General features: G+C 59.9%; 23 protein-coding genes. 11 read left to right on the forward strand and 12 right to left on the reverse strand.

What is annotated here, in order from left to right; all coding sequences use genetic code 11:
* Positions 1-409: 409 nt before the first annotated feature.
* Positions 410-2,449 carry a hypothetical protein gene (locus tag RBB49_RS13640; protein WP_306143369.1) on the forward strand — a complete coding sequence of 680 codons (2,040 nt, stop codon included), beginning with the start codon at positions 410-412 and terminating at the stop codon, positions 2,447-2,449.
* Positions 2,446-3,765 (forward strand): transporter substrate-binding domain-containing protein, encoded by a 1,320-nt coding sequence (locus RBB49_RS13645; protein ID WP_306143370.1) that lies wholly within the window; start codon positions 2,446-2,448, stop codon positions 3,763-3,765. Before RBB49_RS13640 ends, RBB49_RS13645 begins: the two co-directional genes overlap by 4 nt.
* Before the next feature lie 60 nt (positions 3,766-3,825).
* Here RBB49_RS13645 and katG read toward each other — a convergent pair whose 3' ends face one another.
* On the reverse strand, positions 3,826-5,997 hold the full coding sequence (gene katG, locus RBB49_RS13650; protein WP_306143371.1) for a catalase/peroxidase HPI: 2,172 nt from the start codon (positions 5,995-5,997) through the stop codon (positions 3,826-3,828).
* Between the two features lie 275 nt (positions 5,998-6,272).
* Between katG and RBB49_RS13655 the strand changes: the two genes are divergently transcribed.
* A complete protein-coding gene (locus tag RBB49_RS13655) occupies positions 6,273-7,157 on the forward strand; it encodes a LysR substrate-binding domain-containing protein (RefSeq protein ID WP_306143372.1) in 885 nt (294 codons plus the stop codon).
* Between the two features lie 32 nt (positions 7,158-7,189).
* Here the strand turns inward: RBB49_RS13655 and RBB49_RS13660 are convergent, their stop codons facing one another.
* The 3 genes from RBB49_RS13660 to RBB49_RS13670 are packed head-to-tail and all read right to left on the reverse strand — an operon-like array spanning position 7,190 to position 8,785.
* Positions 7,190-7,852 (reverse strand): class I SAM-dependent methyltransferase, encoded by a 663-nt coding sequence (locus RBB49_RS13660; RefSeq protein WP_306143373.1) that lies wholly within the window; start codon positions 7,850-7,852, stop codon positions 7,190-7,192.
* A 28-nt stretch (positions 7,853-7,880) separates the two neighbouring features.
* Positions 7,881-8,645, reverse strand: coding sequence for a class I SAM-dependent methyltransferase (locus tag RBB49_RS13665; RefSeq protein ID WP_306143374.1), 765 nt, complete (start codon positions 8,643-8,645; stop codon positions 7,881-7,883).
* A 2-nt stretch (positions 8,646-8,647) separates the two neighbouring features.
* Positions 8,648-8,785: a hypothetical protein gene (locus tag RBB49_RS13670; protein ID WP_306143375.1), complete on the reverse strand. Its 138-nt coding sequence runs from the start codon at positions 8,783-8,785 to the stop codon at positions 8,648-8,650.
* An 84-nt stretch (positions 8,786-8,869) separates the two neighbouring features.
* Between RBB49_RS13670 and RBB49_RS13675 the strand changes: the two genes are divergently transcribed.
* Positions 8,870-9,778, forward strand: coding sequence for a LysR family transcriptional regulator (locus RBB49_RS13675; RefSeq protein ID WP_306143376.1), 909 nt, complete (start codon positions 8,870-8,872; stop codon positions 9,776-9,778).
* Positions 9,779-9,812: 34 nt separating this feature from the next.
* On the opposite strand, the gene RBB49_RS13680 is transcribed toward RBB49_RS13675, so the two are convergent.
* The 3 genes from RBB49_RS13680 to RBB49_RS13690 are packed head-to-tail and all read right to left on the reverse strand — an operon-like array spanning position 9,813 to position 12,129.
* Entirely contained in the window at positions 9,813-10,805 is a 993-nt protein-coding gene (locus RBB49_RS13680) for a YHYH protein (RefSeq protein WP_306143377.1), read from the reverse strand.
* Complete coding sequence (locus tag RBB49_RS13685) at positions 10,802-11,185, reverse strand: hypothetical protein (protein ID WP_306143378.1); 384 nt, start codon at positions 11,183-11,185, stop codon at positions 10,802-10,804. Before RBB49_RS13685 ends, RBB49_RS13680 begins: the two co-directional genes overlap by 4 nt.
* Positions 11,186-11,229: 44 nt before the next feature.
* Complete coding sequence (locus tag RBB49_RS13690; RefSeq protein WP_306143379.1) at positions 11,230-12,129, reverse strand: alpha/beta hydrolase; 900 nt, start codon at positions 12,127-12,129, stop codon at positions 11,230-11,232.
* 394 nt (positions 12,130-12,523) lie between these two features.
* On the opposite strand from RBB49_RS13690, the gene RBB49_RS13695 reads away from it, so the two are divergent.
* The 4 genes from RBB49_RS13695 (at position 12,524) to RBB49_RS13710 (ending at position 16,440) form a co-directional block, all read left to right on the forward strand.
* A complete protein-coding gene (locus tag RBB49_RS13695; RefSeq protein ID WP_306143380.1) occupies positions 12,524-13,228 on the forward strand; it encodes a ParA family protein in 705 nt (234 codons plus the stop codon).
* A gap of 178 nt (positions 13,229-13,406) precedes the next feature.
* Positions 13,407-14,363: an HlyD family secretion protein gene (locus RBB49_RS13700; RefSeq protein ID WP_306143381.1), complete on the forward strand. Its 957-nt coding sequence runs from the start codon at positions 13,407-13,409 to the stop codon at positions 14,361-14,363.
* Entirely contained in the window at positions 14,360-15,298 is a 939-nt protein-coding gene (locus RBB49_RS13705; RefSeq protein ID WP_306143382.1) for an ABC transporter ATP-binding protein, read from the forward strand. Before RBB49_RS13700 ends, RBB49_RS13705 begins: the two co-directional genes overlap by 4 nt.
* Positions 15,295-16,440, forward strand: a complete 1,146-nt coding sequence (locus tag RBB49_RS13710) for an ABC transporter permease (RefSeq protein ID WP_306143383.1) — start codon at positions 15,295-15,297, stop codon at positions 16,438-16,440. The genes RBB49_RS13705 and RBB49_RS13710 overlap by 4 nt, the downstream gene beginning before the upstream one ends.
* A 395-nt stretch (positions 16,441-16,835) precedes the next feature.
* On the opposite strand, the gene RBB49_RS13715 is transcribed toward RBB49_RS13710, so the two are convergent.
* Positions 16,836-17,756: a DMT family transporter gene (locus RBB49_RS13715; protein WP_306143384.1), complete on the reverse strand. Its 921-nt coding sequence runs from the start codon at positions 17,754-17,756 to the stop codon at positions 16,836-16,838.
* 220 nt (positions 17,757-17,976) lie between these two features.
* Entirely contained in the window at positions 17,977-18,309 is a 333-nt protein-coding gene (locus RBB49_RS13720) for a hypothetical protein (RefSeq protein WP_306143385.1), read from the reverse strand.
* Positions 18,310-18,652: 343 nt separating this feature from the next.
* Between RBB49_RS13720 and minC the strand changes: the two genes are divergently transcribed.
* From minC to minE, 3 genes are read left to right on the forward strand one after another with little or no spacing between them, the layout of a single operon-like run.
* Positions 18,653-19,453 carry a septum site-determining protein MinC gene (minC, locus tag RBB49_RS13725; protein ID WP_306143386.1) on the forward strand — a complete coding sequence of 267 codons (801 nt, stop codon included), beginning with the start codon at positions 18,653-18,655 and terminating at the stop codon, positions 19,451-19,453.
* Between the two features lie 49 nt (positions 19,454-19,502).
* Positions 19,503-20,324, forward strand: a complete 822-nt coding sequence (gene minD, locus RBB49_RS13730) for a septum site-determining protein MinD (protein WP_306143387.1) — start codon at positions 19,503-19,505, stop codon at positions 20,322-20,324.
* Positions 20,321-20,581: a cell division topological specificity factor MinE gene (minE, locus tag RBB49_RS13735; RefSeq protein ID WP_305986260.1), complete on the forward strand. Its 261-nt coding sequence runs from the start codon at positions 20,321-20,323 to the stop codon at positions 20,579-20,581. Before minD ends, minE begins: the two co-directional genes overlap by 4 nt.
* 59 nt (positions 20,582-20,640) lie before the next feature.
* On the opposite strand, the gene RBB49_RS13740 is transcribed toward minE, so the two are convergent.
* From RBB49_RS13740 to RBB49_RS13750, 3 genes are all read right to left on the reverse strand, one after another.
* Positions 20,641-21,942 carry an MFS transporter gene (locus RBB49_RS13740; RefSeq protein ID WP_306143388.1) on the reverse strand — a complete coding sequence of 434 codons (1,302 nt, stop codon included), beginning with the start codon at positions 21,940-21,942 and terminating at the stop codon, positions 20,641-20,643.
* A gap of 389 nt (positions 21,943-22,331) precedes the next feature.
* Positions 22,332-23,072, reverse strand: coding sequence for a class I SAM-dependent methyltransferase (locus RBB49_RS13745; RefSeq protein ID WP_306143389.1), 741 nt, complete (start codon positions 23,070-23,072; stop codon positions 22,332-22,334).
* 1,534 nt (positions 23,073-24,606) lie between these two features.
* Positions 24,607-25,074 (reverse strand): GNAT family N-acetyltransferase, encoded by a 468-nt coding sequence (locus RBB49_RS13750; RefSeq protein WP_306143390.1) that lies wholly within the window; start codon positions 25,072-25,074, stop codon positions 24,607-24,609.
* Positions 25,075-25,088: the final 14 nt, after the last annotated feature.

The following is a 25,088-nucleotide window of genomic DNA, read 5'->3' on the forward strand; positions in this document are numbered from 1 at the left end:
GTTTCAGACGCAGCCTGAAACTCTTCGCAGTGCAACATGATCAGTGTGACGACACAATGACTTTTGTGAGACGTAGGTGGTTGTGCGGATCAGCTTCCATTGCCACAACTACTTACTTTAGGTCAGTTAAAATAATACAACCGGGCCACAACCTGTATTTGAAAATAAACATCATCTTGTTATTTGCCAAAAACATATTATTTTCAAATATGTTTATGTTATGATTTCAAACCAATCTTTGTTTTTTTGAACAGAAAATAAAATTACACTTGAGGGCCGCGTCATGAAGAAAGTTTTGATTGTCCTTCTGTTACTCTCCGGCAGTTCCGCACCTGGTTTTGCACAAACGGCGTGTAACCCGGCTACACAGTATTGCCGGTAACAACACACATTTAGGCAGGCACCAGACATGCCCGACCTCGTCGCCCTGCTTTTTGGCGCGCTGATCATCGGCGTTTTTTCCTATGAGCGTTTCAACAAGGCGACCTATGGCAGCCGCAGGCAACTTGAGCGCCTTGTCGACCTCCTGACGCCCGACAAGCTGCGGGCCCGCAAGACCGTCTTCCACGCGTACACCTTCTATGCCCTGACGATGTTGCTGATTTACTTCTTCCTGTGCGCCTATGCGGAGGTCATTCCCTATCTGGGCGGTCCGGACATCCTTGCAGAAACAGTGGGCGCCAGCCAGTTGCCGACCGCGCCGACGGACGAGGCGGACGGCTCTACCGTCGGCTTCGTGCCCCTCAACAACAGCGAGAGCGTTTTCTGGGCTCAGCCGCTTTCAAGCGAAACGGGACCGGTTGAAAAACGAAACTTTCTCGACATCGGCATAGACCCGTCCATCTCGCTGACGATCGCGCTGATCATCGTCGGTCTCGCGCCGACCTTCCCGGTCCTGCAGCGTTTTGAAGACTGGATGCGCAGCGCGGCACACCGGCTCGCCGGCATTCCGACACGGGTCATCGGTGCAGGTGAGGATCTGCAGCGCAATTCGATCCAGCTGCGCGACGAAGACGAACTTGATGTCGAAATTCCGAAAAACAGCCTTCTCATTCCGCGCGGCCACTGGGAGCGCATCCCGCACTATACCAAGGCGGCTGAAGGTCAACTCGCCGACCCTCAGGACTTTCACGAGGATCTCGACCTCATCTTCTCGATTTCGTCCTGGATATTGGACCGGAAACTGAAACTGGCGAATGCGAGCCAGCGCGAGGAATTCGACAATCTGGAAGCCGCCCTCACCCGGCGCAGGGATGTTCTCCTTCTGGAGCTGGATGAAAAATCTGGCTACCAGGCCGGCGAACCCGTCGTAACCGCGGAGAACACCGAAGCAACACCGGAGACCGAAGCGCCGCACGAGGGGAACGGCTCCGGTGTCAATTCAGCGGCAAATGAAAAAAAGCGTGCCAGCTGGGAACGGCTGGCCGAAGAGGCGGACCACCTGGCGGACGATCTTTGCATCCTGCTGGCACTCTATGTTGAACACGAAATCATCATCCCGGACAGCGGCAGTCAGCGGCCCGAGAAGAACGCGTCCAGCTCCGTCCGCCAGCAACTTCTCGCCAAGAAGAAACTCGAAGCGTTCTTGAGCGACCTCTTCAACGAACACGCCGGGCCCGTCCATGCCCGTTCGCACGCCATGCTGACAATCCTCTGGTCAGCCGGGATCACGATCGCACTGGCGCTCGCATGGAGCGTTTTTCCCGGCCCCTACGAGACCGCGCTTCAAAGCGGCAGCGCCGGAAGCCCCTACTGGCGCGCGCTTGGATATGCCACCACCTCGTTCAACAGCTTCTGCGTCCCGATAATCATTGCGCTGGCGCTGCGTGACGGAGCACGCCAGACGCACCGGTGGCGGAACATGTCACAGGCGCACTGGACGAAGCGACTGCCGCAGGCGGCTGTGCTGATGTTCGTGTCCTGGGCCGTCGCGACACTCTTCATCATCGGGCTGGTTCTGTGGCGGTCAGCCATAGAATCGGGCGGCTGGGAAGAAAACCAGCGCACGGTCTGGGCCACGCTACAGGCGTCGTTCGAATACAACGCCCCCACCCCCTTGAGAGGTGCTGTCCTCGCGCTGCTGCTTGTTGTCCTGCTGGATTCCGCGTCCGCGCTTTCCAGAGCTGAAGTATCACAGAAAACAATGGCCTGGAGCCGAGGCTGGGCGATCCGCGCAGCGATCGTGATGGGGCTTTGTGGCGGGGTTACGCGTTTTCTCACCTCCTGGGCATCCGCACTCAACCGCTCTGCCGAACAACCGCAACTCGATGCCATCGACCACGGCCTGATCGCCTATGCGGCCATCTACTCCGCGATACTCGGGTTCCTGGTGGTCTTCTGTGTCGCCGAAGCGCTGCAGAACCAGCGGCGGCGGCAAACCGGATCCACCGCAAAATCAGCGCCCCTCGTCGGCCAGACATCAACTAAATCCCGAACGGCGGCATCATGATGAAGTGGCTTGTTTCCCTTTGCCTGGTTTTCGCGAACGCATGTACGACGGCGAATACTGCCGGTGCGGATGAGCACGCTGCGCCGATCAAGATGGCGGTCCGGACGGACACCCGTCCCTTCATCTGGATGAACAATGCCTCGGGCGAGTTTCTTGGCTTCTACTGGGACATCTGCACGGAAGCGATCTACCGTGCCGGCTATCAGCTCGAGACGGTTGAAATCGGGTCAGCCGAGCGGAAGTCCATCCTTGGCACCGGCCGGATCGGCGAGCAAGGCGTGCAGCAACAACCGGCAAAGGTCGCGTCCCTGACCGGCGCGCCACCAGCCGCCAACGCGCCGCAGGAGAAGGTCACGGAAATCGATTTTCTGTGCGACCCGACCACGATCACGCTGCAACGCATGCGCAGCTTTCCCGTTGAAGCCGGCACGCCGGTTCTTCATTTTTCGCAAATCGTCTTTGTGGCCAACAGCTCCTTCGTGAAATCCAAACCCGGAAAAGACATCACCAGGAACGAAGGCAAGCTTCCCGAAGACGGTCCGGAACCAACCTGCGACTGCATCCTGCCCTGGATTGATCACCTTGGCGCTGTCGCGCGCGGTGAGCCGTCACCGTCTCATTCCTGCCAGACTGCCTGGTGGCCGAAGAAAGAGACTGTGCCGACAGAAAGTGCGGAAGACGGCGAGAACTCCGGCGAAGAGGGGCTCCTTGAGAACCGGCAGGCAAGTTTCTGGGACAGGTTCAAGATCGAATTCCAATTCGTCCCGGCAACACCGCAGCAGGCCAAAACCGAGGCTCCCAAGGATTATGAAATCTGGGGTTATGTGGAAGGATCGACGATCGGTGACGCCCTGAACGCGCTTTTGAGCAAGCCGCCTGAAAACCGGATCGGCGCGAAGATTGTCTGCTCGCGCAGCTACACCTCACATACGGCAGCCGCGCGCGCCTTCTGCGACGGAGAATTGTCCCGCTACTATGGCGATCTTGATATTGTGCAGGCGTCGCTCGCAGATCAGCGGAACCAGACCCGGACGGAATGTGCGATGGACCCGGCGCCTGCCGGTGCCGGACGATATGAGCCTTACGCCTTCGTCATTTCATCGCGGACGCACCCTGGCCTGCCGGAAAAAATCGATCTTGCGCTCTACAGCATGTTTCAGGACGGCACGATCGAACGCCTGTTCGCCGGTCATTTCCCCGATACCAAGATGTCGGACTTTCTGAACACGCTTTTCAGGATCAACAGCATCCCGGCGGGGACGGTGCTGGTGACCGAGTCCGAGGCCGACCCATCAGTCGAGACGGCGGAGGATTGAAAAAGCCGGCCCCGCGATTGCGGGGCCGGCCTTGGTGTCTCTCCCTCAGTGAGGACTGGCTTACGCCAGATCGAAACGGTCCGCGTTCATGACCTTGGTCCAGGCGGCAACGAAATCCTTGACGAACTTGGCCTGGTTGTCGTCCTGGGCGTATACCTCGGCGTAGGCGCGCAGGATCGAGTTGGAACCGAAGACGAGATCCGCACTGGTCGCCGTCCATTTCAGCGTATTGAGCTGTCGGTCGCGGATTTCATAGGTTCCGTCGGAAGCCGGCAGCCAGCTGTTGGACATGTCGGTCAGGTTGACGAAGAAGTCCGTCGTCAGCGCGCCTTCGCGGTCGGTGAAGACACCGTGCTTGGAGCCGCCGTGATTGGCGCCGATAACGCGCAAACCACCGACCAGAACCGTCATTTCCTGTGCTGTCAGGCCGAGAAGCTGCGCCTTGTCGAGCATCATCTCTTCGGGGCTGACTGCGTAGTCCTTCTTTTCCCAGTTGCGGAAGCCGTCCGCAAGTGGCTCCAGAACCTCGAAGCTTTCCGCATCGGTCTGTGCGTCGGTCGCATCACCACGGCCCGCGCTGAACGGAACGGCGGTGTCGAAACCGGCAGCCTTGATGGCCTGCTCGACGCCAACGTTACCGGCAAGTACGATGACATCGGCAAGCGATGCACCGCTTTCGGCCGCGATCGGCTCAAGGGCAGCGAGAACCTTGCCCAGACGTGCCGGTTCGTTGCCTTCCCAGTCTTTCTGCGGGGCAAGCCGGATACGGGCACCGTTGGCACCGCCACGCTTGTCGGAGCCGCGGAACGTACGTGCACTGTCCCAGGCGGTCGCAATCATCTCAGCAGCGGAGAGACCGCTGGCAGCAATCTTGGCCTTGACCGCATCGACGTCATAAGAGGTCGACCCTGCCGGGATCGGGTCCTGCCAGATCAGGTCTTCGGCAGGCACGTCCGGTCCGAGATAGTTGGCGCGCGGGCCCATGTCGCGGTGGGTCAATTTAAACCAGGCGCGGGCAAACGTGTCACGGAAGTAGGCTTCGTCTTCCATGAACTTGCGGCAGATCCCGTTGTAGACAGGGTCCATTTTCATGGCCATGTCGGCATCGGTCATCATCGGGTCGTGACGGATGGACGGATCGGTCGCATCGACGGGCTTTTCGGCATCCGGCATGTCGACCGGCTTCCACTGCCATGCGCCAGCCGGCGACTTGGTCAGTTCCCATTCATAGTTGAAGAGGTAGTCGAAATAGCCCATGTCGAACTTGGTCGGCTCTTTGGTCCATGCTCCTTCGATACCGGAGGTGAAGGCATTGGTTGCCTTGCCGTCCTGGCCAGGGTTGGACCAGCCGAGACCCTGTGCCTCGACGCCGGTTGCTTCCGGCTCGACACCGATCTTGTCGACGGCACCACGGCCATGCGCCTTGCCGACCGTGTGACCGCCGCAGGTCAGGGCAGCGGTTTCCTCGTCGTTCATGGCCATCCGCTTGAAGGTTTCGCGGATATGCGCACCGGTCTTGACCGGGTCCGGGTTGCCGTTCACCCCTTCCGGGTTCACGTAGATCAGACCCATGTGCACGGCTGCGAGCGGGTTTTCCAGCGTCGATGCGTCGTCAAGGTTGTCGTAACGGTTTTCGGAGGGGGCGAGCCACTCCTGCTCGGAGCCCCAATAGACGTCGGTCTCCGGACCCCAGATGTCCTCGCGGCCAAAGCCGAAACCAAAGGTTTTGAAGCCCATGGTTTCATAGGCCATGTTGCCTGCCAGTATGATGAGGTCGGCCCAGGACAGGGCGTTGCCGTATTTCTTCTTGACCGGCCACAGCAGACGGCGCGCCTTGTCGAGGCTGGCATTGTCCGGCCAGGAGTTGAGCGGCGCGAAACGGATGTTGCCAGACCCGGCACCGCCGCGGCCGTCCTGCATGCGGTAGGAGCCTGCCGAGTGCCATGCCAGACGGATCATCAGTCCGCCGTAATGACCCCAGTCGGCCGGCCACCAGTCCTGGCTGTCGGTCATCAGCGCACGGACATCAGCCTTGACGGCTTCGTGATCCAGGCCCTTTGCGGCTTCGCGGAAGTTGAAGTCCGGGTCCATCGGGTTTGTCCGGGCACCGTGCTGGTGCAGAATGTCGAGGTTGAGCGCATTTGGCCACCATTTCGTAACCGGCTTGTCCATCGACGTGTTACCGCCGTGCATGACCGGGCATCCGCCCGCTTTGTCGACTTTTGCGTCCATATTCCTCTCCATTTCGAGTCGCGGTGCGACGCACCGCGCTTACAAAACCCCGGCCCGGTGACAGCATTTTGACAGGGCACGCGCTTTCACAAACGCGTTGACAGTCCCGATGCTGGCAGTTGGCCGGAGAACTCCGTGATTTGGTCCCAAACCCGGTCCGTGTGACTACATTTAAGATGCCGATCGCACGTTTCCAGTCTGGTGTGATTCCAAACTAGCAGAGCACGATCATCAGAAGAAGTTGAATTTCCTGATCGCTTTGATAGTTTTTACTTATGATAAACATCACGCTGAAACAACTTCGATATTTCGAGGCTCTCGCCCGTCACGGCCACTTCGGCAAGGCGGCAGATGCCTGCGCGATTTCGCAGCCGGCCCTGTCGATGCAGATCAAGGAAATGGAGGAAGCGCTCGGTGCTTCGCTAATCGAACGCGGGCCTCGGCAGGTCAGACTGACGCATTTCGGCGAGGTGGCCGTGGAGCGTGCCCGGGACATTCTGCGCGCCGCGGAAGAACTCGGGGACCTGGCCCGTGCCTCGCGCGACCGGCTTGTCGGACGGCTGCGCATCGGGGTCATCCCCACGATCGCGCCTTACCTGCTTCCGCGGGTCATCGGGGCCTTGTCCGAAAAGCATCCGGAGCTTGAGATCCATGTGCGCGAGACGGTCACGCCGAAGCTCATTCAGGAACTCGGCGAAGGCAAGCTGGATACCGCGATCGTCGCCCTGCCGGTTTCCGAGGGATCGCTTGCCGAAACACCATTGTTCGACGAAACCTTTATGCTCGTGCGCTCGGCCAGCGAGGCGAACGCCCCTATGCCCAGCGCCGACCGGTTGCGCGAAATGCGGCTTCTGCTTCTTGAGGAAGGTCATTGCTTCCGCGATCAGGCCTTGTCCTTCTGCAACCTGCCCTCCGGCCCGCCGCGCGAAGTGCTCGATGCCAGTTCGCTGTCGACACTGGTTCAGATGGTCAGCGCCGGAATGGGCGTGACACTCATTCCGGAAATGGCAGTGCCCGTCGAAACCCGGTCCGCCTCTGTGTCCGTTTGCCGCTTCGAGGATCCCGAGCCCACGCGGACCGTCGGCATGGTCTGGCGCAAGTCCAGCCCCCTCGCCGGTCAGCTTGGCGAAATCGCGGAGATCGTCAGAACCTGTTCGTGAGCGAAATCAGTCGTCTGATTGCCGATGCCCGCCTAGATCTTCCGGGCGACGACAAACCGGCTGCGCGGCTCCGGGTAGGTGCCCGTTTCGATGATGTCGAAACCGGCCTTGCCGATCAGCGCTTCGACATCGGCGAACGTATATGCCCGTACGAACGGGGCCTTGCCGAAGAGCTGCATCACCTTGATCATCGGCACGAACAGCCAGGCCTTGTCGCCGAGGCAGACCGTTTTCGAAATGAAGAGACCGCCGGGCTTCAAAAGACCGTGGACACGGGCAAGCAGGTCTTCGGGATTTTCGACAAGATGCAGGAAGTTGAAGCCAAGGATGGCATCGTAACCGGTGCCACTGTCGACCGCCTCGCTGAAGACGTCGGCAACGGCAAAGCGAAGCCCGGCGGGAACCGTGTTCTCCGCTTTTGCCGCGACAAGCTTTTCATCAGCAATGCGGATCATGCCCGGTGCGAAATCCGTCGCCAGATAAGATGACACGTTGCCCGCAAGAAGCAGTGCGGTCGAACCGGTCCCGCAGCCGAGTTCCAAGACGTCATCGGTCGGCCCCAGATGTTCAACAGTGCGGGCCAGCGTCTTTTTATAAGCGCTCTGATCCTTGATCGGCGAAGCTGCATATTTATCCGCGATCTTGTCCCAGAACCGTGTCGAGGGTGTCATGTCTTCAGTCCAGGTGATGGTCATTGTTTGTCATTCCTTATCATGTCGCGCGTCAGGCCGCGTGTTCCACGTCGCCTGACGCTCCAATTTCATGGATTGCGGGCTTTCGGCCAACGACGGCCGTGCTCCAGAACCGGGTCCAGCGCCCTGACCCGACCTGCAAAGCCGTCAGCTCCTCAAGGCCCTGGTGCTGCAATTGCCGGTGCACCATCGCCGCATCGAACCGATGCGTTCGCCACTTCAACTGCACAAAGGCTCCGAAGACCGACTTGCGGGTCGTCACCAACAGAAACCTGCCGCCGGGTTTCAGTACCCGGCACATGTCCGCCAGCGCCGTTTCGGGGTCCGCAAGGTGCTCAAGCGCGTGCGCGCACATCACGAAATCGAAACTTTCGCTCGCGTAGGGCAAGGCCGAGATGTCGGCGAGATCCGCCCGGCAACCGATCCCGGCACGCCGGAGATTTGCGGATGCCTCTTCCAGCATGACCGGCGATATGTCGACCGCCGACAGGTCAAACGCCTCGGACATTTCACCTGCCAGGGCCAATGACATTGCACCGGTGCCAACGCCGCAATCCAGCACCCTCACCGGCGTTTCATCCTCGGCCGTCAGGCCGAGTGCGGCGTGTCGCACAACCTCGCGATACGCCACAGGAAAACCAAGCCTTCCGATCTTGCGGTCCCAGCGCGGGGCACATGCGTCGTAAGCGGCGCGCAACTGTTCGGTGCCGTAACCGTCCCGGCTGACAGCGATCTGCCAGGAGCCGAGCCGGCGTTCGAAAACCGGGATTTGCGGCGCGTGTTGTTCAAGTGTCATGGTCACTCCCCACGCCCGCGCAGACCGATCCGGCTGAGAATGCCGCGGCCGATCGCCCGGCCGCCGCCCGGTGAGGCCACGAATTCAAGGCAGGCTATGCAGATTTTCAAAAACACCACGGCGAACGAATGCGGACACATGGGGAACTCCTTTCGAGCGCTTGTTACCCCCAACGCATTTGAATAGAAATTGCCGAAATCTCGTTAGGTGATATACAAATTTGCATGAACTGGCAGAGCATCACTTTTGACTGGAATCAGGCGCGCGCCTTTCTCGTGACCGCGGAGGAAGGCTCGCTTTCGGCTGCCGCGCGGGCCCTCGGCCTGACCCAACCGACCTTGAGCCGCCAGGTGGCCGCGCTCGAAGAAGCGCTCGGCGTGACCCTGTTCGAGCGGGTCAACAAGAGCCTGATGCTGACGGAGGCCGGTGTCGAACTCGCCGAACACGTGCGTTCAATGGGTGAAGCGGCGAGCCGTGTGTCCCTTGCCGCCTCCGGCCAGTCGCAGCAGATCGAGGGGCTGGTCACCATTTCCACGACCGACGTCATGGCCGCCTATCTCCTGCCGGACATTCTGAAGGATCTGCGCCGGAAAGCGCCGGGCATCGAGGTCCGGGTTATCTCAACGAACAGCCTGAGCGACCTGCGCCGCCGGGAAGCCGATATTGCCATTCGCCACGTCGCACCGGATCACCCGGAACTCTATGCCCGGAAACTGCGCGACGCGAACGGCAGGATTTTCGCCGCCCGTTCCTATCTCGAACAATTCGGACGGACGCTGACCAAGCACGACGCCCCTGATCTCGATTTCCTGGGATACGAAGACAACGAGCAACTGATCGGCTACCTGCGCGCTCTTGGTCTGGACGTCACACAGGCCAATATCAAGATCAGTTCGCCGAACCTGCTCGTTGCCTGGGAATATGTCCGGCTGGGTTTCGGTCTCGGGGTCGGTGCGGACGAGATAGCGGCCCGCTGCCCGGAAATCGTGCCCGCCTTTGAGGATGTGCCTTCGCTCAGCTTCCCGATCTGGCTGGTGACCCATCGCGAGCTGCATACCAGCCTGCGCATCCGCACCGTGTTCGACCATCTTGCCGAAGGGTTGCTTGCGGTCAAATCACAGGCAAAGACCTGACGCTGGTTCTGGTTACAAAGGCCGTCAGGAGCCTTTACCTCGGCTTGTCAAACGAGGCGTCCGGCGTGCCGCGCAGACAGGCGACGATCCAGGGATAAGCGTCGGTCACGTAATAGGCGTACTGGCCGTTGATGGTCATGCCGTTGCATTCATCCAGATCGCCGGCGCCCGTGAATTCATAGTCCGAGCGGTAAAGCCCGTTATAGGCACCGCCCGGATTGCCGTCAGCCGACGGACGGTTTCCGGACTTCAGCGTGTATCCCGGCACGGCCTTTCTGACGCTCCCGGTTTCGTCCCTGAAGTAAGAGCCGTAGACCGGAAATCCATCTGCCGCAAAGCCAATGAGAGGCGAGCCATCCGGACCCGGATTGTCGTCAAAAAGCGCGTTCGGATTGCCATGGTAGTGATAGCGCCCGTCCGGCTGGGTGTGGGCGTGGTGGTTGTCCTCGGCAAAGGTTGCCAGCGGCGACATGGGATCAAGCAGCCAGGGGTCGTCGGCCCGGCATCCCGCCAGAACATTGCCGTTGGCATCGGCCTGCGGGCTCGATGGCCGGTAGCAGCCTGCCGACTGGATGTCGACCACTGCGCCATTCAACAGCACCGCATCGAAATTCGTATGTCCGAGTTCGGTAATCTCTCCGCTGAATTCCGGCTTGCGTGTAATGAAGAATGAATGACCGATCGCGGCGACTTCGGAGGCAAAGTCACGTCTGGAATCACCGCCGACATCGTGGTTTGGGATACCGTTCGACTGGATCGTGCAGGTGTCGTCCTGTGCGGTAACGATCACCGCCCCGCTGAGCGATCTCTTCTGCTGAACATCTGTGATTTCCGAGGAATAGGCACTGGCATAGTCGGCGCAGTCAGCAGACGTTTCGGTCAGGATCTTGCCGGTGATCTTGACGGTGCCGGGATCGCTCTCGACCGCCTCAAGGATGACCTTCGGATCATCCGCAAAAGAAGTAGTCGCGAGCAGCGCCGTCCAAGCGATGCACTGGAGACCAATTTTGCAAATCCGTTTCTTCATCCTTTCAACCTCCTGTAACCGCTTATCGTAAAATCAAGGACCAAACGAGTGCTCATACCGACCGTGACCGCGCCAGCCAGCGTCGGTACGAGCAACGTAGCTCGATTTTCAGTGAACCAGGACATTGTATAGGCTTGCGGGAAAACCAGTTCTTGCCGCAGGTTTAAAAGGCTAAGTACCAGGACTCCGACCCAGACAAGATATTCGGCAAGCGTGATTTCATCCTTCACAGACCACGCGAGCAGCATTGTGGCGAAGAGTATGCCAAACGAGACAAGGGCAAAAAAATCACTTCCCCAGATCGCAGTTGGTATAGCCAAAGCAGCCAAGGCAGAGCAGATGACACGGAACCTGCCAATCAAGTCTTTCCCTGTCTCCATGCTCGCCTCGCGCAATACGAAACCGCGTAACCCGGACAACCTGGCTATCGCAACATCCAGTTGAGCACCAACCGCCAGTCGGTCATGCGGATGGGTGTGCCGTGTGTGCCGGTGTCGAACAGCGTGAACTTGATGGGATAGTTCGGCGCGCGCGACTTGATCTGCTTGAAGAAGTTCGCCTGGGTTTCCCAGTTGTAGACGCGGTCCAATGTACCCTGACCCATATAGATCGGAACGTTGCGCGACAGCGCGCCGGAGCCGAAAATGTTCGGATCCTTGGGCGAGCCGAGCAGCATGATGCCGCTCAGAAGCTTCGAATAACCGGCATTGCGCAAAAGGTTCCAGCAGATGATGCCGCCCATGGAGCCGCAGGCGACGACCACTTTCGCGCCCGGAGAGACCTGTTTCTGATACTGGATCAGGGCTGCGACATCCGCCGTGCCGCGCTTGTCGAAGTTCTTGATGTCGACGGTCAGGTAGGCCCCACCGTTGCGCACCATCAGGTTCTGGATCCGGTTGAAATTGCCACCGAAGGAAACGTCATTCATGCCCTGGAACCGGTTGCCGCCCTGGCCGTGAATGTAGATCACGACCATCCGGGCACCGCCCTTCCACTTGCCGGTTCCCATATAGGTGATCGTGCGGCCGTTGGCCTGGAGCTCCGCGCTGCCCCTGCCCCGCTTGGGCTTGTAGGAGACGTAATTGCCGAAGACCTTGCGTTCGTCGACTTCATCGCGGTCGCGCAGGTCGCGCTGCTTGGAATATTCGACGACGATGAAGTCACCGTCATAAAGGGTCTCGGTAATCTTCTTGTATTTGAAGAGGCGATCCTTGTAGGGCTTAAGCGCGTCCGCCTGTGCGCCTCCCGCCCATGCGACGAGTGTTCCCAGAACGACGGCTCTGGCCAATCGGGCCGGGACGACTGACATTAACCGTTGCAGCATTCTGGGTCCTTCATTCGGGCGGCGCGTTCACTCGATTTGCAGGCCAGACTACGCGCCGCTCCGGGTCAGTGCAATTGCGGAGGCAGCAAAAGCAGGTGTTCATCCCCGCCCCGGAATGCAATTGCCGAACATGGCGCTTTCCCGGCTCCGGACCGCAGGCGATCGCCGATCACGTGAAAATCAACTCAAAAGACCGGTTTTCACAATCTGTCACTGCAATAATTACCGAGGAATTCCTTAAGGTTATCCACATCTTAGAGCGTATTTTGAATAACTCGTTCGCAAATTGCGAATTTAAGGAATTGGTAACCATAAAAATCCAAGACTGCAGGACACAAAGGTCCGCAAGAGGCCCGACCGCAAGACAATGCACGGCTAGTTCAGGAGAACACAGATGCCAGTCATTTCCTTTGCAAATGCAAAAGGCGGCGCCGGAAAGACCACGGCCGCCTTGCTGCTTGCGACAGAAGTCGCGGCGCGGGGCAAGCGCGTGACGATCTTCGACGCAGACCCGCAGAAATGGATCTCCAAATGGCACGACCTGCCCGAGCATTGCCCCGGCATCTCGGTCGTCAGTGAAATGTCACCGGCCTCCATCACCGAGCAGATCACGCATGCGAGCGAGACATCCGATTACGTGATCGTCGATCTGGAAGGAACGGAAAACCTGATCGTCGCCAACGCCCTGTCGGTGTCCGATCTGGTTGTCGTCCCGATCCAGGGGTCTTCAATGGATGCGCGCGGCGGCGCCAAGATCCTGACACTGATCAAGAAGCTGGAAAAGATCGTCCGGCAGGACATCAACCATTGTGTCGTGCTGACGCGCACCAATGCGGCCGTGACGACCCGCGCCATGAAGGCAGTGCAGGATTTTCTGGCAGCCCAGAACATCGACGTCCTGATGACACCGATCGTGGAACGCGCCGCCTTCCGGGACCTGTTCGAATTCGGCGGCGGGCTTGCCGGTCTCGACCCGAAAGTTGTTTCCGGTGTCGCAAAGGCCAGGGAAAACGCGGCCCTTTACGCCGCCGAGATCCTCGAGCGGGCCATCAAGGTTCCAAAGAAACGGTGGTACAATGTTTTCAGGCGCGCCAGCTGACGTAGCGCCAGCATGACAGCAACAAGCCGGGTTCCGACCCGGCTTTTTCGTATCGCATCATTGCGCCGGCGTGGTTCCAGAAAAACCATCGCCATTTTCATCACTTGGTTTCCGGCCGGACGTCACATTAAGGTGGCCAGACGACTTGCGACATGTCGCTGAATGACTGGAGGACCTGATGTTTTCGTTGCTCTTGCGCACTGCTCCCGTCAGCGCGGCCTGTTTACTTCTGGCCGGTTGTTTCGGCGAAGACGGCAATGTGGCGCTCGGTACGCTCGAAAGGGACCGGGTTGCGCTCACCGCCACCGCCAACGAGATACTGGTCGATCTGCCTGTCGCCCAGGGCACCTTTGTCGAAGCGGGCACCATCCTGGCCCAGCTGGATCCGACACAGCAGCAGGCCGTCGTCAACCAGGCGCGGGCCGAGGTGCAAAAGAACAAGGCGAACCTCGACAAGCTGATCAACGGATCGCGGCCGGAGGAAATTGCCCAGGCCCGCGCCAGCGTTGCCAGCGCCCGCGCGAACCTTCTTAACGCGGAAGCCTCTTTCGAACGCTATGACGATCTGACGACGCGGGGCACCACCAGCCAGGCGCAGCTGGACAGCGCCCGTGCCAGCCGGGACGCAGCAGCTGCCAGTCTTGACGGCGCGCGCGAGAACCTGAAGGAGCTTGAAATCGGTTCCCGGGAGGAAGACATCCAGATCGCCCGGGCCGAGCTTGCTGCCGCCGAGGCAAATCTGCAAACGCAGGAAACGATCCTCTCCGACCTGACGATCACGGCCTCCCGGAATGGCGTCCTTGACAGCCTGCCGTGGAACCTCGGTGAGCGCGTCACGGTCGGCAGCCCGGTCGCGGTCATGCTGGCGGGGTCTGCGCCCTATGCCCGCGTCTATGTGCCCGAACCCTACCGGGTGAAAGTCAAGGAAGGCGACAGTCTTCAGGTGCGGATTGACGGTCTCGACAACACGATTGAGGGCGAGGTCCGGTGGATCAGTTCCGATCCCTCCTTCACGCCCTATTACGCGCTCAACCAGTCGGAGCGCGCGCGGCTGATGTATGTCGCCGAAATCCAGTTGCCGGACAGTGCGTCCGATCTTCCCAACGGCGTACCGGCACAGGTCGTGCTGCCGTGAGCGAACCGGATACCGAAGTCGTCGTCAGGGCAACGGGGCTCGTCAAGAAATTCAAGGATTTCCGCGCGGTCGACGGGCTCGATCTCGTCATCGAGCGCGGTATGATCTATGGCTTTCTGGGGCCGAACGGCTGCGGCAAGACAACGGCGATGCGCATGCTGACCGGCCTGCTCACACCTACGGAAGGTAGTGTTGAAGTGCTGGGTCTATCGGTGCCCAAGGACGCCGAGACGCTGAAATACAGGATCGGCTACATGACCCAGACGTTCTCGCTCTACGGCGATCTGACCGTGCAGGAGAATCTCAACTTCATGGCGACGATCTACGGCCTCACCGGCGCGCGGCGAAAGGCACGGATCGGCGAGGTCATGGAGCGCTACGACCTCACCGACCTCAAGGGACGGTTCGCCGGCAAGATGTCCGGAGGCCAACGCCAGCGCCTGGCGCTGGCAACGGCCGTCCTGCACGAGCCGCAGCTTCTGTTTCTGGATGAACCGACCTCGGCGGTGGACCCGGAATCCCGGCGGCATTTCTGGGAACAGCTGTTCGATCTTGTCGACGGCGGCACTTCGATCGTCGTGACGACCCATTTCATGGATGAAGCCGAGCGCTGCCACAAGATCGCCATTCTGGAAGCCGGACAGAAACGGGCGGACGGCGCGCCCAAGGAGCTGATGGCCGCCATGGGCGCGAATGTCGTGGAAATCGAGGGCCCGAACCTGCGCGACATCCGGCGGCGCCTGCTTGGGCTGGACGGCATCATGGCCGCGGCCCAGCTGGGCGCGCGGTTGCGCGTCCTGGTCAAGGACGATGTTCCGGACCCCGAGACATTTCTGAAGGAGAAGCCCGAGACGGATGGCGCGACCCTCATCGAACGCGTCCGGCCCAATCTGGAAGACGTCTTCGTGACCGCAACCGGAGAGGGCCGGCAATGAGATCGCTTTCCCGCATATCGGCGATTTTCTTCAAGGAGCTGGCGCAGCTCAGACGGGACCGCATGACCTTCGGCATGGTGATCATGATCCCGCTGATCCAGCTGATCCTGTTCGGTTATGCCATCAACACGAATATCCGTGACATTCCGGTCGCCGTCGTCGATCAGAGCCAGACCGGCCTCAGCCGCATCCTGATCCAGATGGTCGAAGCGACACGGGTGGTCAAGGTGACCGAGCGGCTGACCACACCGGAAGAAGCGGAAGCAGCCATCAAGGCGGCACGGGTACGCGCCGCGTTCATTCTGCCGGAAGACCTTTCCCAGCGCATCGCGCGCTCCCCTGCCGTCGGCCTCGGCACACCACCGTCAACGGATGAGGAAACCAGCAGGCCGGTCGCGCAATGGATCGTCGACGGCTCCGACACGATGATCGCCGGTGCCATCAAGGCGCTGAGGTCGATGCCCCTGTCGGAACTCAACCGGCAGGCGCCCAACCGCTCCACGCCAACCTTTGAAGTCGCCCTGTTCTTCAACCCGGAGCAGATAACGGCAATCAATATCGTACCGGGCCTTGTCGGGATCATTCTCACCATGACGATGATCATGTTCACATCCGCTGCGATCGTCAGGGAACGCGAGCGCGGCAACATGGAAATGCTGATCAACACGCCTGTGCGCCCGCTTGAACTCATGATCGGCAAGATCATCCCTTACATCTTCATCGGCCTTCTGCAGACGGTGATCATTCTCGGGCTGGGGCATGTGCTGTTCAATGTGCCGTTCGGCGACAGGACCTTCGATCTCTTTATCGGCACGCTGCTCTTCATCGGCGCGAGCCTGTCGCTCGGGCTGGTCCTGTCGACCATTGCGCAAAGCCAGCTGCAGGCGACCCAGATGACGGTCTTCGTGCTGCTGCCGTCGATCCTGCTGTCCGGTTTCATGTTTCCTTACGAGGGCATGCCGGTGATCGCCCAGTACATCGCAGAAGCCTTCCCCGCGACCCATTTCATGCGCATGGTCCGGGGCTTCGTTCTCAGGGATGCCGACCTTATCGACCTGCACCGTGACGTGATCTGGATGTGCGGGTTCTTCGTCCTCGGCATGATTGTCGCCGCTTTGCGTTTCAAGAAACGGCTGGATTGAGGATGCCATTGCGCGTCCGCAGCAACGGCCACATCCTGAGGCGCGTAGCAAAGCGAAGCCTCAAAGGATGGGTGTCGAGGGTATGAGTATGCGGCCTTTCCTTCGAGACAGCGCTGCCGCGCTTCCTCAGGATGAGGCGACATCGCGGTACCGCCATCACCTGGCTCCCTCTTCATTTCGGGGTGTCACCAATGCGGAGCGAACTTCTCCCGGGCCTTACATGTTCCTCGTCATTGCAGGGCTCGACCCTGCAATCCATGCCATTGCCTCTCCTCAATGACCGGGCCGTGATTCGCATGGATTGCCATGCTCAAGTCATGGCAATGACGGTGGAAGGCAAGACCAAGGCAAAAACCGATACGTCGATGCCGAACGGGCGCAGCCGGCGCTCCCCGCTATTTCGGCTGCGGGCCGGTGTCGACGCGCGGGTTGGCGGTACGCAGAACAGGTGTCTTTTCCGAGACGTTCTCTCGGCTTTCGCGCCAGACGACAAACATGCCCGACAGGATGATCACCGAGGAGCCAATGGCGACATAGCGGTCCGGGGTCTCGGCAAAGAACAGCGCACCGAACAGGGTCGCCCACAGGATCTGACTGTATTGCAGCGGTGCGACGAAGGCGGCGGGCGCAGCCCGATAGGCGCCCAGGATACAGAGCTGGGCGAGCACGGACAAAAATCCGACGATCGCCATCAGACCCAGATCCGGAAGCGTCACGGGCACATAAACGACCGGCAGGGTCATCGACATGACCAGCATCGACAGCAGCATCGGAAACAGGATCAGGACGGCCGGCCGTTCCTTGCCGCCGAGTTTCCGGGCGAGAATGGACGACATGGCGCTGGCCGCGGCCGCTGTCAGTCCTGCGACATGGCCGGCGGTCAGTTCGGTAAGACCCGGGCGCAGCACGATCAGGACACCGATGAGGCCGACGACCACGGCACCCCAGCGCTGCATGCGGACCGTTTCGCCGAGAAGCGGAACGGAGAGAGCGGTAACCAGCAGCGGCGTTGCAAAAAGCAGCGAATAAGTCTCGGCAAGCGGCAGTACGGTGAAGGCGTAAAATGCGCAGGACATGGCAACAATCGAAAGGCCGGCGCGGCAAAGCACCAGCACCGGATAGTGCGGGCGGAAATTGTCGATAGCCTTGTCGGCCAGCATGATGATCGACATGGGCACGAAGGCGAACAGCATCGAGAAGAAGATGATCTGAAACACTTCGTAAGTCGCGCCGAGCGACTTGATCACCGCATCATGCGTCGAAAACAGAGCGAATGCCCCGAGCGCGGCAAAGAGTCCCTTGAGCGTAGCTGTCATTGCCAGAGCCCTGTTGGATCGTTCTGATCTGGTTGCTTGTCGCGCAAACCCGCAATTCAAGATGACGCCTGCGCAACATCGAGACTGGCGCGCCGGGTTTTCGGGAAAAACGCTTAGAAACCCGTCAATACCAGAAATTAGGCACCTGCAACAGTGCGACGGCCGCCCGGAATGTAAAATTCACCGGGAATGCGCGCTTTCGGACCCATCGCCAAGCCGCTCAGACGAACACCCGTGCCAGCGTTGCGACGGCAAGCGCGGTCGCGGCGCGTTTCGGGCCGTCGAACTCGGAGGCGGCCTGCCCCGGAACTGTCAGGCGGACACTGTTGAGGTCATCGGCCTCCAGATGATCGAGATCGGCGGATTTCGCCGCCTCTTCGGCGGACAAACGGATCTCGTCGAGCATGCGCAGCAGCCCCTGCCAGATATGCAGCGGCGGCGCTTCGCTTGTTTCGCACCAGCGAACAATTTCATCCTTCGACACATCAAGAGCAGCGGCAGCCTCGTCGGCCGTCAAGCCTATGTATCGAACTATATCACTGAAATTACTCATTTTATCACCCCAAGCGCCGCACGCTGGAAAACTACTTACATCTTATAGTGCGCTGCAATATGGCGAAAATCCAGTCTTTTACCGGATTTTCGTTAAGTCCTGTTCGGGCCAAGGAAATTTGCGCCACGTTTCAACCCTGATTCTACCCGCGAGGCTCGGTAGATCTGGCGAGCCCCGACCGCACCAATCAGCGATCAGGATCGGCTGAACAGTCAATTGACTGAAATTGTTCGAAAAAATCGATATCGGTGGAAAACGGACCGCTCATCGGATGCAAGGTCCGGTTAATGCTAGGTTTATTCGACCAAATCACCTGACCAGACAGTGCCGCCGGACCTCTTCAATGAAGTTCAAGGGAAAATCCTTTATTGCCATCGTTCTAGCCCCGGAACAGCCGTTCGACGGCTGGTTCAAGGAGCTTGACCGGATCATCGAGCGCTCGCCAGGCTTCTTTATCGACCGGCCCATCATTCTTGACGTTCGCGGCAGCAATATTCCGATCGAAGACCTCGAACATGTGCTTGACGGCCTCGGAGAACGGTCCATCCGCGTCATGGGTATTGACGGGATTTCGGGAACGCGGCTGAAACAGGGCATGCCGCCCAGCTTTGGCGGCGGCCGCCTGACGGCGGAAGTGGATGTGCCCGAACCCGCCACACAAACCGGCAAGGCTGACGAAGCTGCCGACGACGACAATCCACAGGTAAAAGAGAAGGACGTCCCTTCCAGCAGCGCCGCAAGCGCCTCCGACACAAATGGCCATTCTTTTGCCAAGTCTCTGGATGAGCTTGAGCGCGAAAGCGCAAAGCAGGGAGATTCGTCCATCGTCATTTCCGACCACGTTCGCTCCGGACAGAGCATTCTGCATCCCGACGGCGATGTCACCGTGATCGGTTCCGTCAGCTCCGGCGCCGAGATCATTGCCGGCGGCTCCATTCATATCTACGGCGCCTTGCGAGGGCGCGCTCTGGCAGGCGTCGCGGGCAAGGACAGTGCCCGGATTTTCTGCACCAAGCTCGATGCCGAGCTTGTTTCCATCAACGGACTTTACAAGGTCGCGGACGATTTCGACGGCACGTTGCGCAATTCGCCTGCGCAAATCCGGTTTGAGAACGAAACGCTGGTCTTCGAAGGACTGAACTAACGAGGCCCGGCTGAAGGTCGGCCGGCCCGGAACATACAGGACGGACACCATGAGCAACGCCACTGTCGTTGTGGTCACGTCGGGCAAGGGCGGTGTCGGCAAGACGACAACAACCGCTGCGATTGCCTCGGCGCTTGCCAAGGAAGGCTACCAGGTCTGCGCGATCGATTTTGACGTCGGTCTGCGCAATCTCGACCTGATCATGGGTGCCGAACGCCGGGTGGTCTTCGACCTCGTGAATGTGGTTCGCGGCGAGGCGTCCATCAAGCAGGCGCTGGTGCGCGACAAGAAACTCAACAATCTCTACCTGCTTCCGGCCTCGCAGACGCGCGACAAGGACGCGCTCACCGAGGAAGGCGTCGAGGCCGTCATCACCGAATTGCGCGGCTATTTCGACTACGTGATCTGTGACAGTCCGGCCGGGATCGAGCGCGGTGCCACGCTGGCCATGCGCCATGCGGATGAAGCCATCATCGTGTCCAACCCCGAAGTGTCATCCGTGCGCGATTGCGACCGCATCATCGGCCTGCTCGACGCCAAGACGAAAATCGCCGAAGACGGCGGTCGGATGCCCAAGCACCTTATGATCACGCGCTATGACACGGACCGGGCCAAGACGGGCGACATGCTGGCGACCGACGATGTCGTCGACATCCTTTCCGTTCCGCTGATCGGCGTTGTGCCGGAAAGCAAGGACGTCCTGAAAGCTTCCAACGTCGGTCTTCCCGTGACGCTTTCAGACGAGAACTCGCCGCCGGCAAAGGCTTACATGGAAGCCACGCGCCGGCTGCTGGGCGAAAACATCCCGGTCACGATCCCCGAGGAAAAGAAGAGCCTGTTCGGCAAACTCTTCAAAGGGAGGGCGGCATGAACATCCTGAGCCTCTTTGGCAAAAGAGGCGAAAGCGCCTCGGTCGCCAAAAACCGGCTTCAAATTCTGCTGGCGCATGAGCGTGCCGACGACGGTTCGGACGCCGTTCTGATTTCAAGCCTGCGGGAAGATATCCTGGCGGTGGTCGCCAAACGTGTCGAGATCGACCCGGACTCGGTCCGTCTGGAAATGGACCGCTCGGGGGATGTCACAACACTCGGCATCGATATCGAACTGCCCGCGGCCAAGGCTTCCTGAAGGCACACGAATGAACGCAAGAGAAACCGGCCGGACGGCCGGTTTCCTGTTTTTTGCCCTCAGGTCGCGGACTTTTCCGCGCCATTGACCACCGCCAGCTGCTGCGCCTTCTCGATCAGTTTCGGCAACCGCCAGATGACCGGGATCGCGACCAGCGTGGCGACAATCACGTAATAGACCGGCGCATAATCATCCCCCGTCCTGTTGATCAGGTACGTCGCGACCATCGGCGTTGTCCCACCGAAGACGGCCATGCAGATATTGTAGCCGAGGGCGACAACGCTGCAGCGCAGATGTGCCGGAGCCGTCATCGTCAGAACGGTGACGGACAACGCCCAACCCGCCGTGCTCGCGAGCGTCAGGCCAAGCTGGCCTGCAAATACGGAAATCGTATCCGCGCGATGCATAAGCCACCAGCTTGGCCCGGCGAGGATCAGCGTTGCAATGGCACCGGCCATGAACACCGGGCGCACTCCGAACCGGTCTGCCGCCAGCCCGCACACCGGCACAAACAGCGCCATGATGATCAGGTTGATGGTGGTGATATCGAGCGCGGACGCGGATGAAAATCCAGCTTCTGAACTCAGGTAAGACACTGCATAAACGAAGATGACGAAATAGATCACGGCCGTTGGGATCAGCAACAGGACCATCTGGCCGATGAGTGCGGAATGATCCCGCAGGCTCTGGATGATCGGAGATGTATCTTCCTCCGGGCCCTTGGTGCGCCTGGACTCCGTCAGACTGAGACGCAGGATTGCGCTGAAGATGGCGACGACGCCACCAAGCGCAAACGGGACCCGCCAGCCCCAGTCCGTCATCTGCTCGGAGCTGAAGACGGAACTGAGCCCTGCCGGAACAGCCGATCCGAGAACACAGCCCCACATCATGGCAAAGGCGACCCAGGCGCCGGTCATTGCCTTGCGCCCCTCGCCTGCCTGCTCCACCAGAAGCACGCCAGATGCCGTGTACTCGCCTGCGACGGAAATTCCCTGAACGACACGGATGGTCACAAGCAGGAACGCGGCCGTCAGGCCGACCTGTTCATAGGTCGGGAGCGCTGCAATCGAAAAGGATCCCCCGCCCATCAGCAGCACGGAAATCATGAGAGCTGCCTTCCGACCGATCCGGTCGCCGATATGCCCGAAAATGACACTGCCGACCGGCCGCGCCGCGTAACCGACCGCCAGAACCGCGAACGCGGACAGGAGCGAGGCCAGCTTGTCCTCGGACGGAAAAAACAGGGTCGCCAGCGTCGGTGCGAGAAAGCCGTAGACCGTAAAGTCATACCACTCCAGAACGTTGCCGCTGGAAGCTGCAACGATTGCCCTGGATGTCAATTTTGTTTTAGGCTCAGCCATTTAGCTCCTGCTTTTAATCCTCTCTCGACCAGGTTCCCCGCGCACACAGCGCATAGTCATGGCGACGTTCAGGCCCGTACCGATCCGACAAGATGCCGTTTGGCAACAATCGGTTCGCAAGCAAAATTGCGCCCGATAGGCTGCCGTAGCCGATGGCAAGCGTGTTGGCGTTAAAGCTCTGGATTGAGGCCATCTGAGACCGAAACGGTGAGTCATCCTGCAAGCTTAGAGTGTTTCCTTGCGAAGTTGAATCACTTCCTGTGCAAACACCAGAACGGGAAGCAGGACACTTTTCCCGATTGTCCGGTGCGTAGCGGCCCCAGCGGAGGAGGTGGGCGCTTTCAGATGCGACATGAATTGCGCGCTTTTCCCGCAGGCAGTCGTGCCGCCTAAGCTGCCTTTTCCGCCGACAGGACAATGCAGCTCGGATTGTCGAGATACCAGGCCCAGCCGACAAGATGGTGCTCCTGATCCGGCGGGAACTTCAGATGGTGCCACTTGATGTTGACCAGCCCGGCGCGATGCAGGGCGTCTTCGTGCCGGTCCCGGCTCCACTGCCAGATGGGAACCTCGAAATCCTTGATCACAAGCGCATGCGCCGGCGGCTCGATGATGCGGTAACGAAAACCGATGCGGGTCTCCATGTCGTCCGGTGCGCTGGTGAAGTCATAGTCCGGATTGATCGTGTAGGTGACGAACTGTCCGCCCGGTGCCAGGTTGCGGCCGATCAGATCCGCCATCCGGTCAAGTTCTTCAACGCTGCGCGCATAGTGGAAGAGATACATTGCCGTGATGATGTCTGCCGGTGGTGTCATCTGGAAGGTCTCGTCCGCCGCGCTGATTTCGGCGTAGGTCACCCGGTCGGTGAAGGCTTCAGGCTCTCCCTCCCTATTCTGCTCCCGGGCCCGTTCCAGCATCTCTTCCGAGACATCAAGACCAAGAACCTCGGCAGCGCCGCCATGGGCAAGGACGCGCGTCAGGCGGCCATCACCACATGCAAGATCCAGGACCCGCTTTCCGTCGACGGGGCCGAGCACGTCCAGAAACGTTGTCCATTCCAGCAGGCGGTATGGATTGTCGGCAACCGACTGCTGCAGATATGGCGAGGGATTTTTGTCATAGTCTGCCATTGAAGCTCCCCGTCGATCGCAGCACGGCCCGTCCTTCGTTCACCGTGGCGCGGGCTCTTGTTGTTCTGAGGCCGCAAACCGGACGCAGGCTTGCTGACAACGCCATGAGTGTCCTGCTTAAACCGCGCGAAATCAATTTCCATCTTCGCATGCATTCGCAAGTACAGCATCCCAGAACAGATACCGACTGCATTTTCATCGTCGCGCTTTTCCAGGTGAAACCGGAACGGCATGGATGCCATGGTCAAGCCATGGCTTGACCAGTGTGGGTTGGCGCGCACTGCTCATGCGCTTCACTGCTATCTGTCCGCACGAACACCCTCATCCTGAGGAGGACCGCCAGGTCCGTCTCGAAGGATAGACGGCGGGCCTCTGCGTGCGCGGCCCATCCTTCGAGGCAGGCTTTCAGCCTTCCACAGGATGAGGGGAAAGAAATCCGTCCGATGCCAGGTCGGGATACTGACTTGCTTCCAGGATTTGTCGTCCCGGTTTGACGCATATGCGGCAAGACCGGGATCCAGTACGCCGTGTCGCTGGAGGTTAGATGAAGATGGAGAAACAAGAGGGTACTGGTTCCCTGCCTTCCGCTCCGCTTCAGCAGGGATGACAAGTCCGCAAGCGTGGACTCACCTCACGGGACAAACCGGACAGCAGTGGATCAAGCCATGGCATGACCAGTGTGGGTTGGCGCGCACTGCTCATGCGCTTCACTGCTATCTGTCCGCACGAACACCCTCATCCTGAGGAGGACCGCCAGGTCCGTCTCGAAGGATAGGCGGCAGGCGTCTGCGTGCGCGGCCCATCCTTCGAGACAGGCCTTCGGCCCTCCTCAGGATGAGGGGAAAGAAATCCGTCCGAAGCCAGGTTGGCGTACCGAATTCAATCCCGAATTTGTCGTCCCGGTTTGACGTGTGAGCGACTAGACCGGGACCCAGTACGCCGTGTCGCTGGCGACCAGAAAAGGGCGGAGATACAAGAGGGTACTGGTTCCCTGCCTTCCGCTCCGCTTCAGCAGGGATGACAAGTCCGCATACGTGGACTCACCCCACGGGACAAACCGGACAGCAGTGGATCAAGCCATGGCATGACCAGTGTGGGTTTGGCGCGCCCTAGCCGAGCGCTTCGCCGTTGCCTATTTCAAGCGCGAACCTCATCCTGAGGAGGACCGCCAGGTCCGTCTCGAAGGATAAGCGGCAGGCCTCTGCGTGCGCGGCCTCATCCTTCGAGACAGGCCTCCGGCCTTCCTCAGGATGAGGTAAAACAATTCCGGCCGATGCCAGATTGGCGTACCGAATTCAATCCCGAATTTGTCGTCCCGGTTTGCCGCACGAGCGGCAAGACCGGGAACCAGTATTCCGCGTGGACGGCACGTGGCGAAACGGTCGGTCAAGAGGCTACTGGATCCCTGCCTTCGCAGGGATGACAAGGAAAAATGGAAATTCCCGGTGCCGGTTTGCCCCAAGCACTGCCAAAAGTCGACCGTTCCGGCGGTGGGCGCCCGCGGTTCGAGCGGGCCTTGAAACCACATATCAGATCAATCCGGCGTCAGAACCTTTTCCATTTCAGCCGTGCCCCGCCAGCCATCCTTTTCGTAAAGCGGCCGGGACATATCCGTTGCGTGAAGAACGGCATAGGTCAGACCGCGTTTTTTGAATTCGGCCTCGGATGCCTGCACCAGATGACGGGCGATGCCCTGGCCCCGCGCTGCAGGTTCCACGTAAAGGTTCAGGATGCGGCCCCGCCTTGACGTCTCGGGATGGGCCGGATGCGGCGGGAATTCGATCTCCATCAAGCCGATGCCGCCGACGGGACGGCCGTCCTGGTCGGCGATAAACCCGAAATAGGTCCCGTCAGAAAGCCGGTCCTGAAGCCAACCGCGGAAGGCAGGGTCCATCCGGACGATCAGGTCCTCGGACATGTCCATCGAGCGGAACATGTCGTTGCGCTGACGGCAGATCAGGTCCAGGTCGTGTGGCGTCAGGGGTCTGAGTTCGCAGGTCATCGGCGGTTTGGCAA

It is taken from the genome of Roseibium sp. MMSF_3412, assembly GCF_030733265.1.
Lineage (GTDB): Bacteria > Pseudomonadota > Alphaproteobacteria > Rhizobiales > Stappiaceae > Roseibium.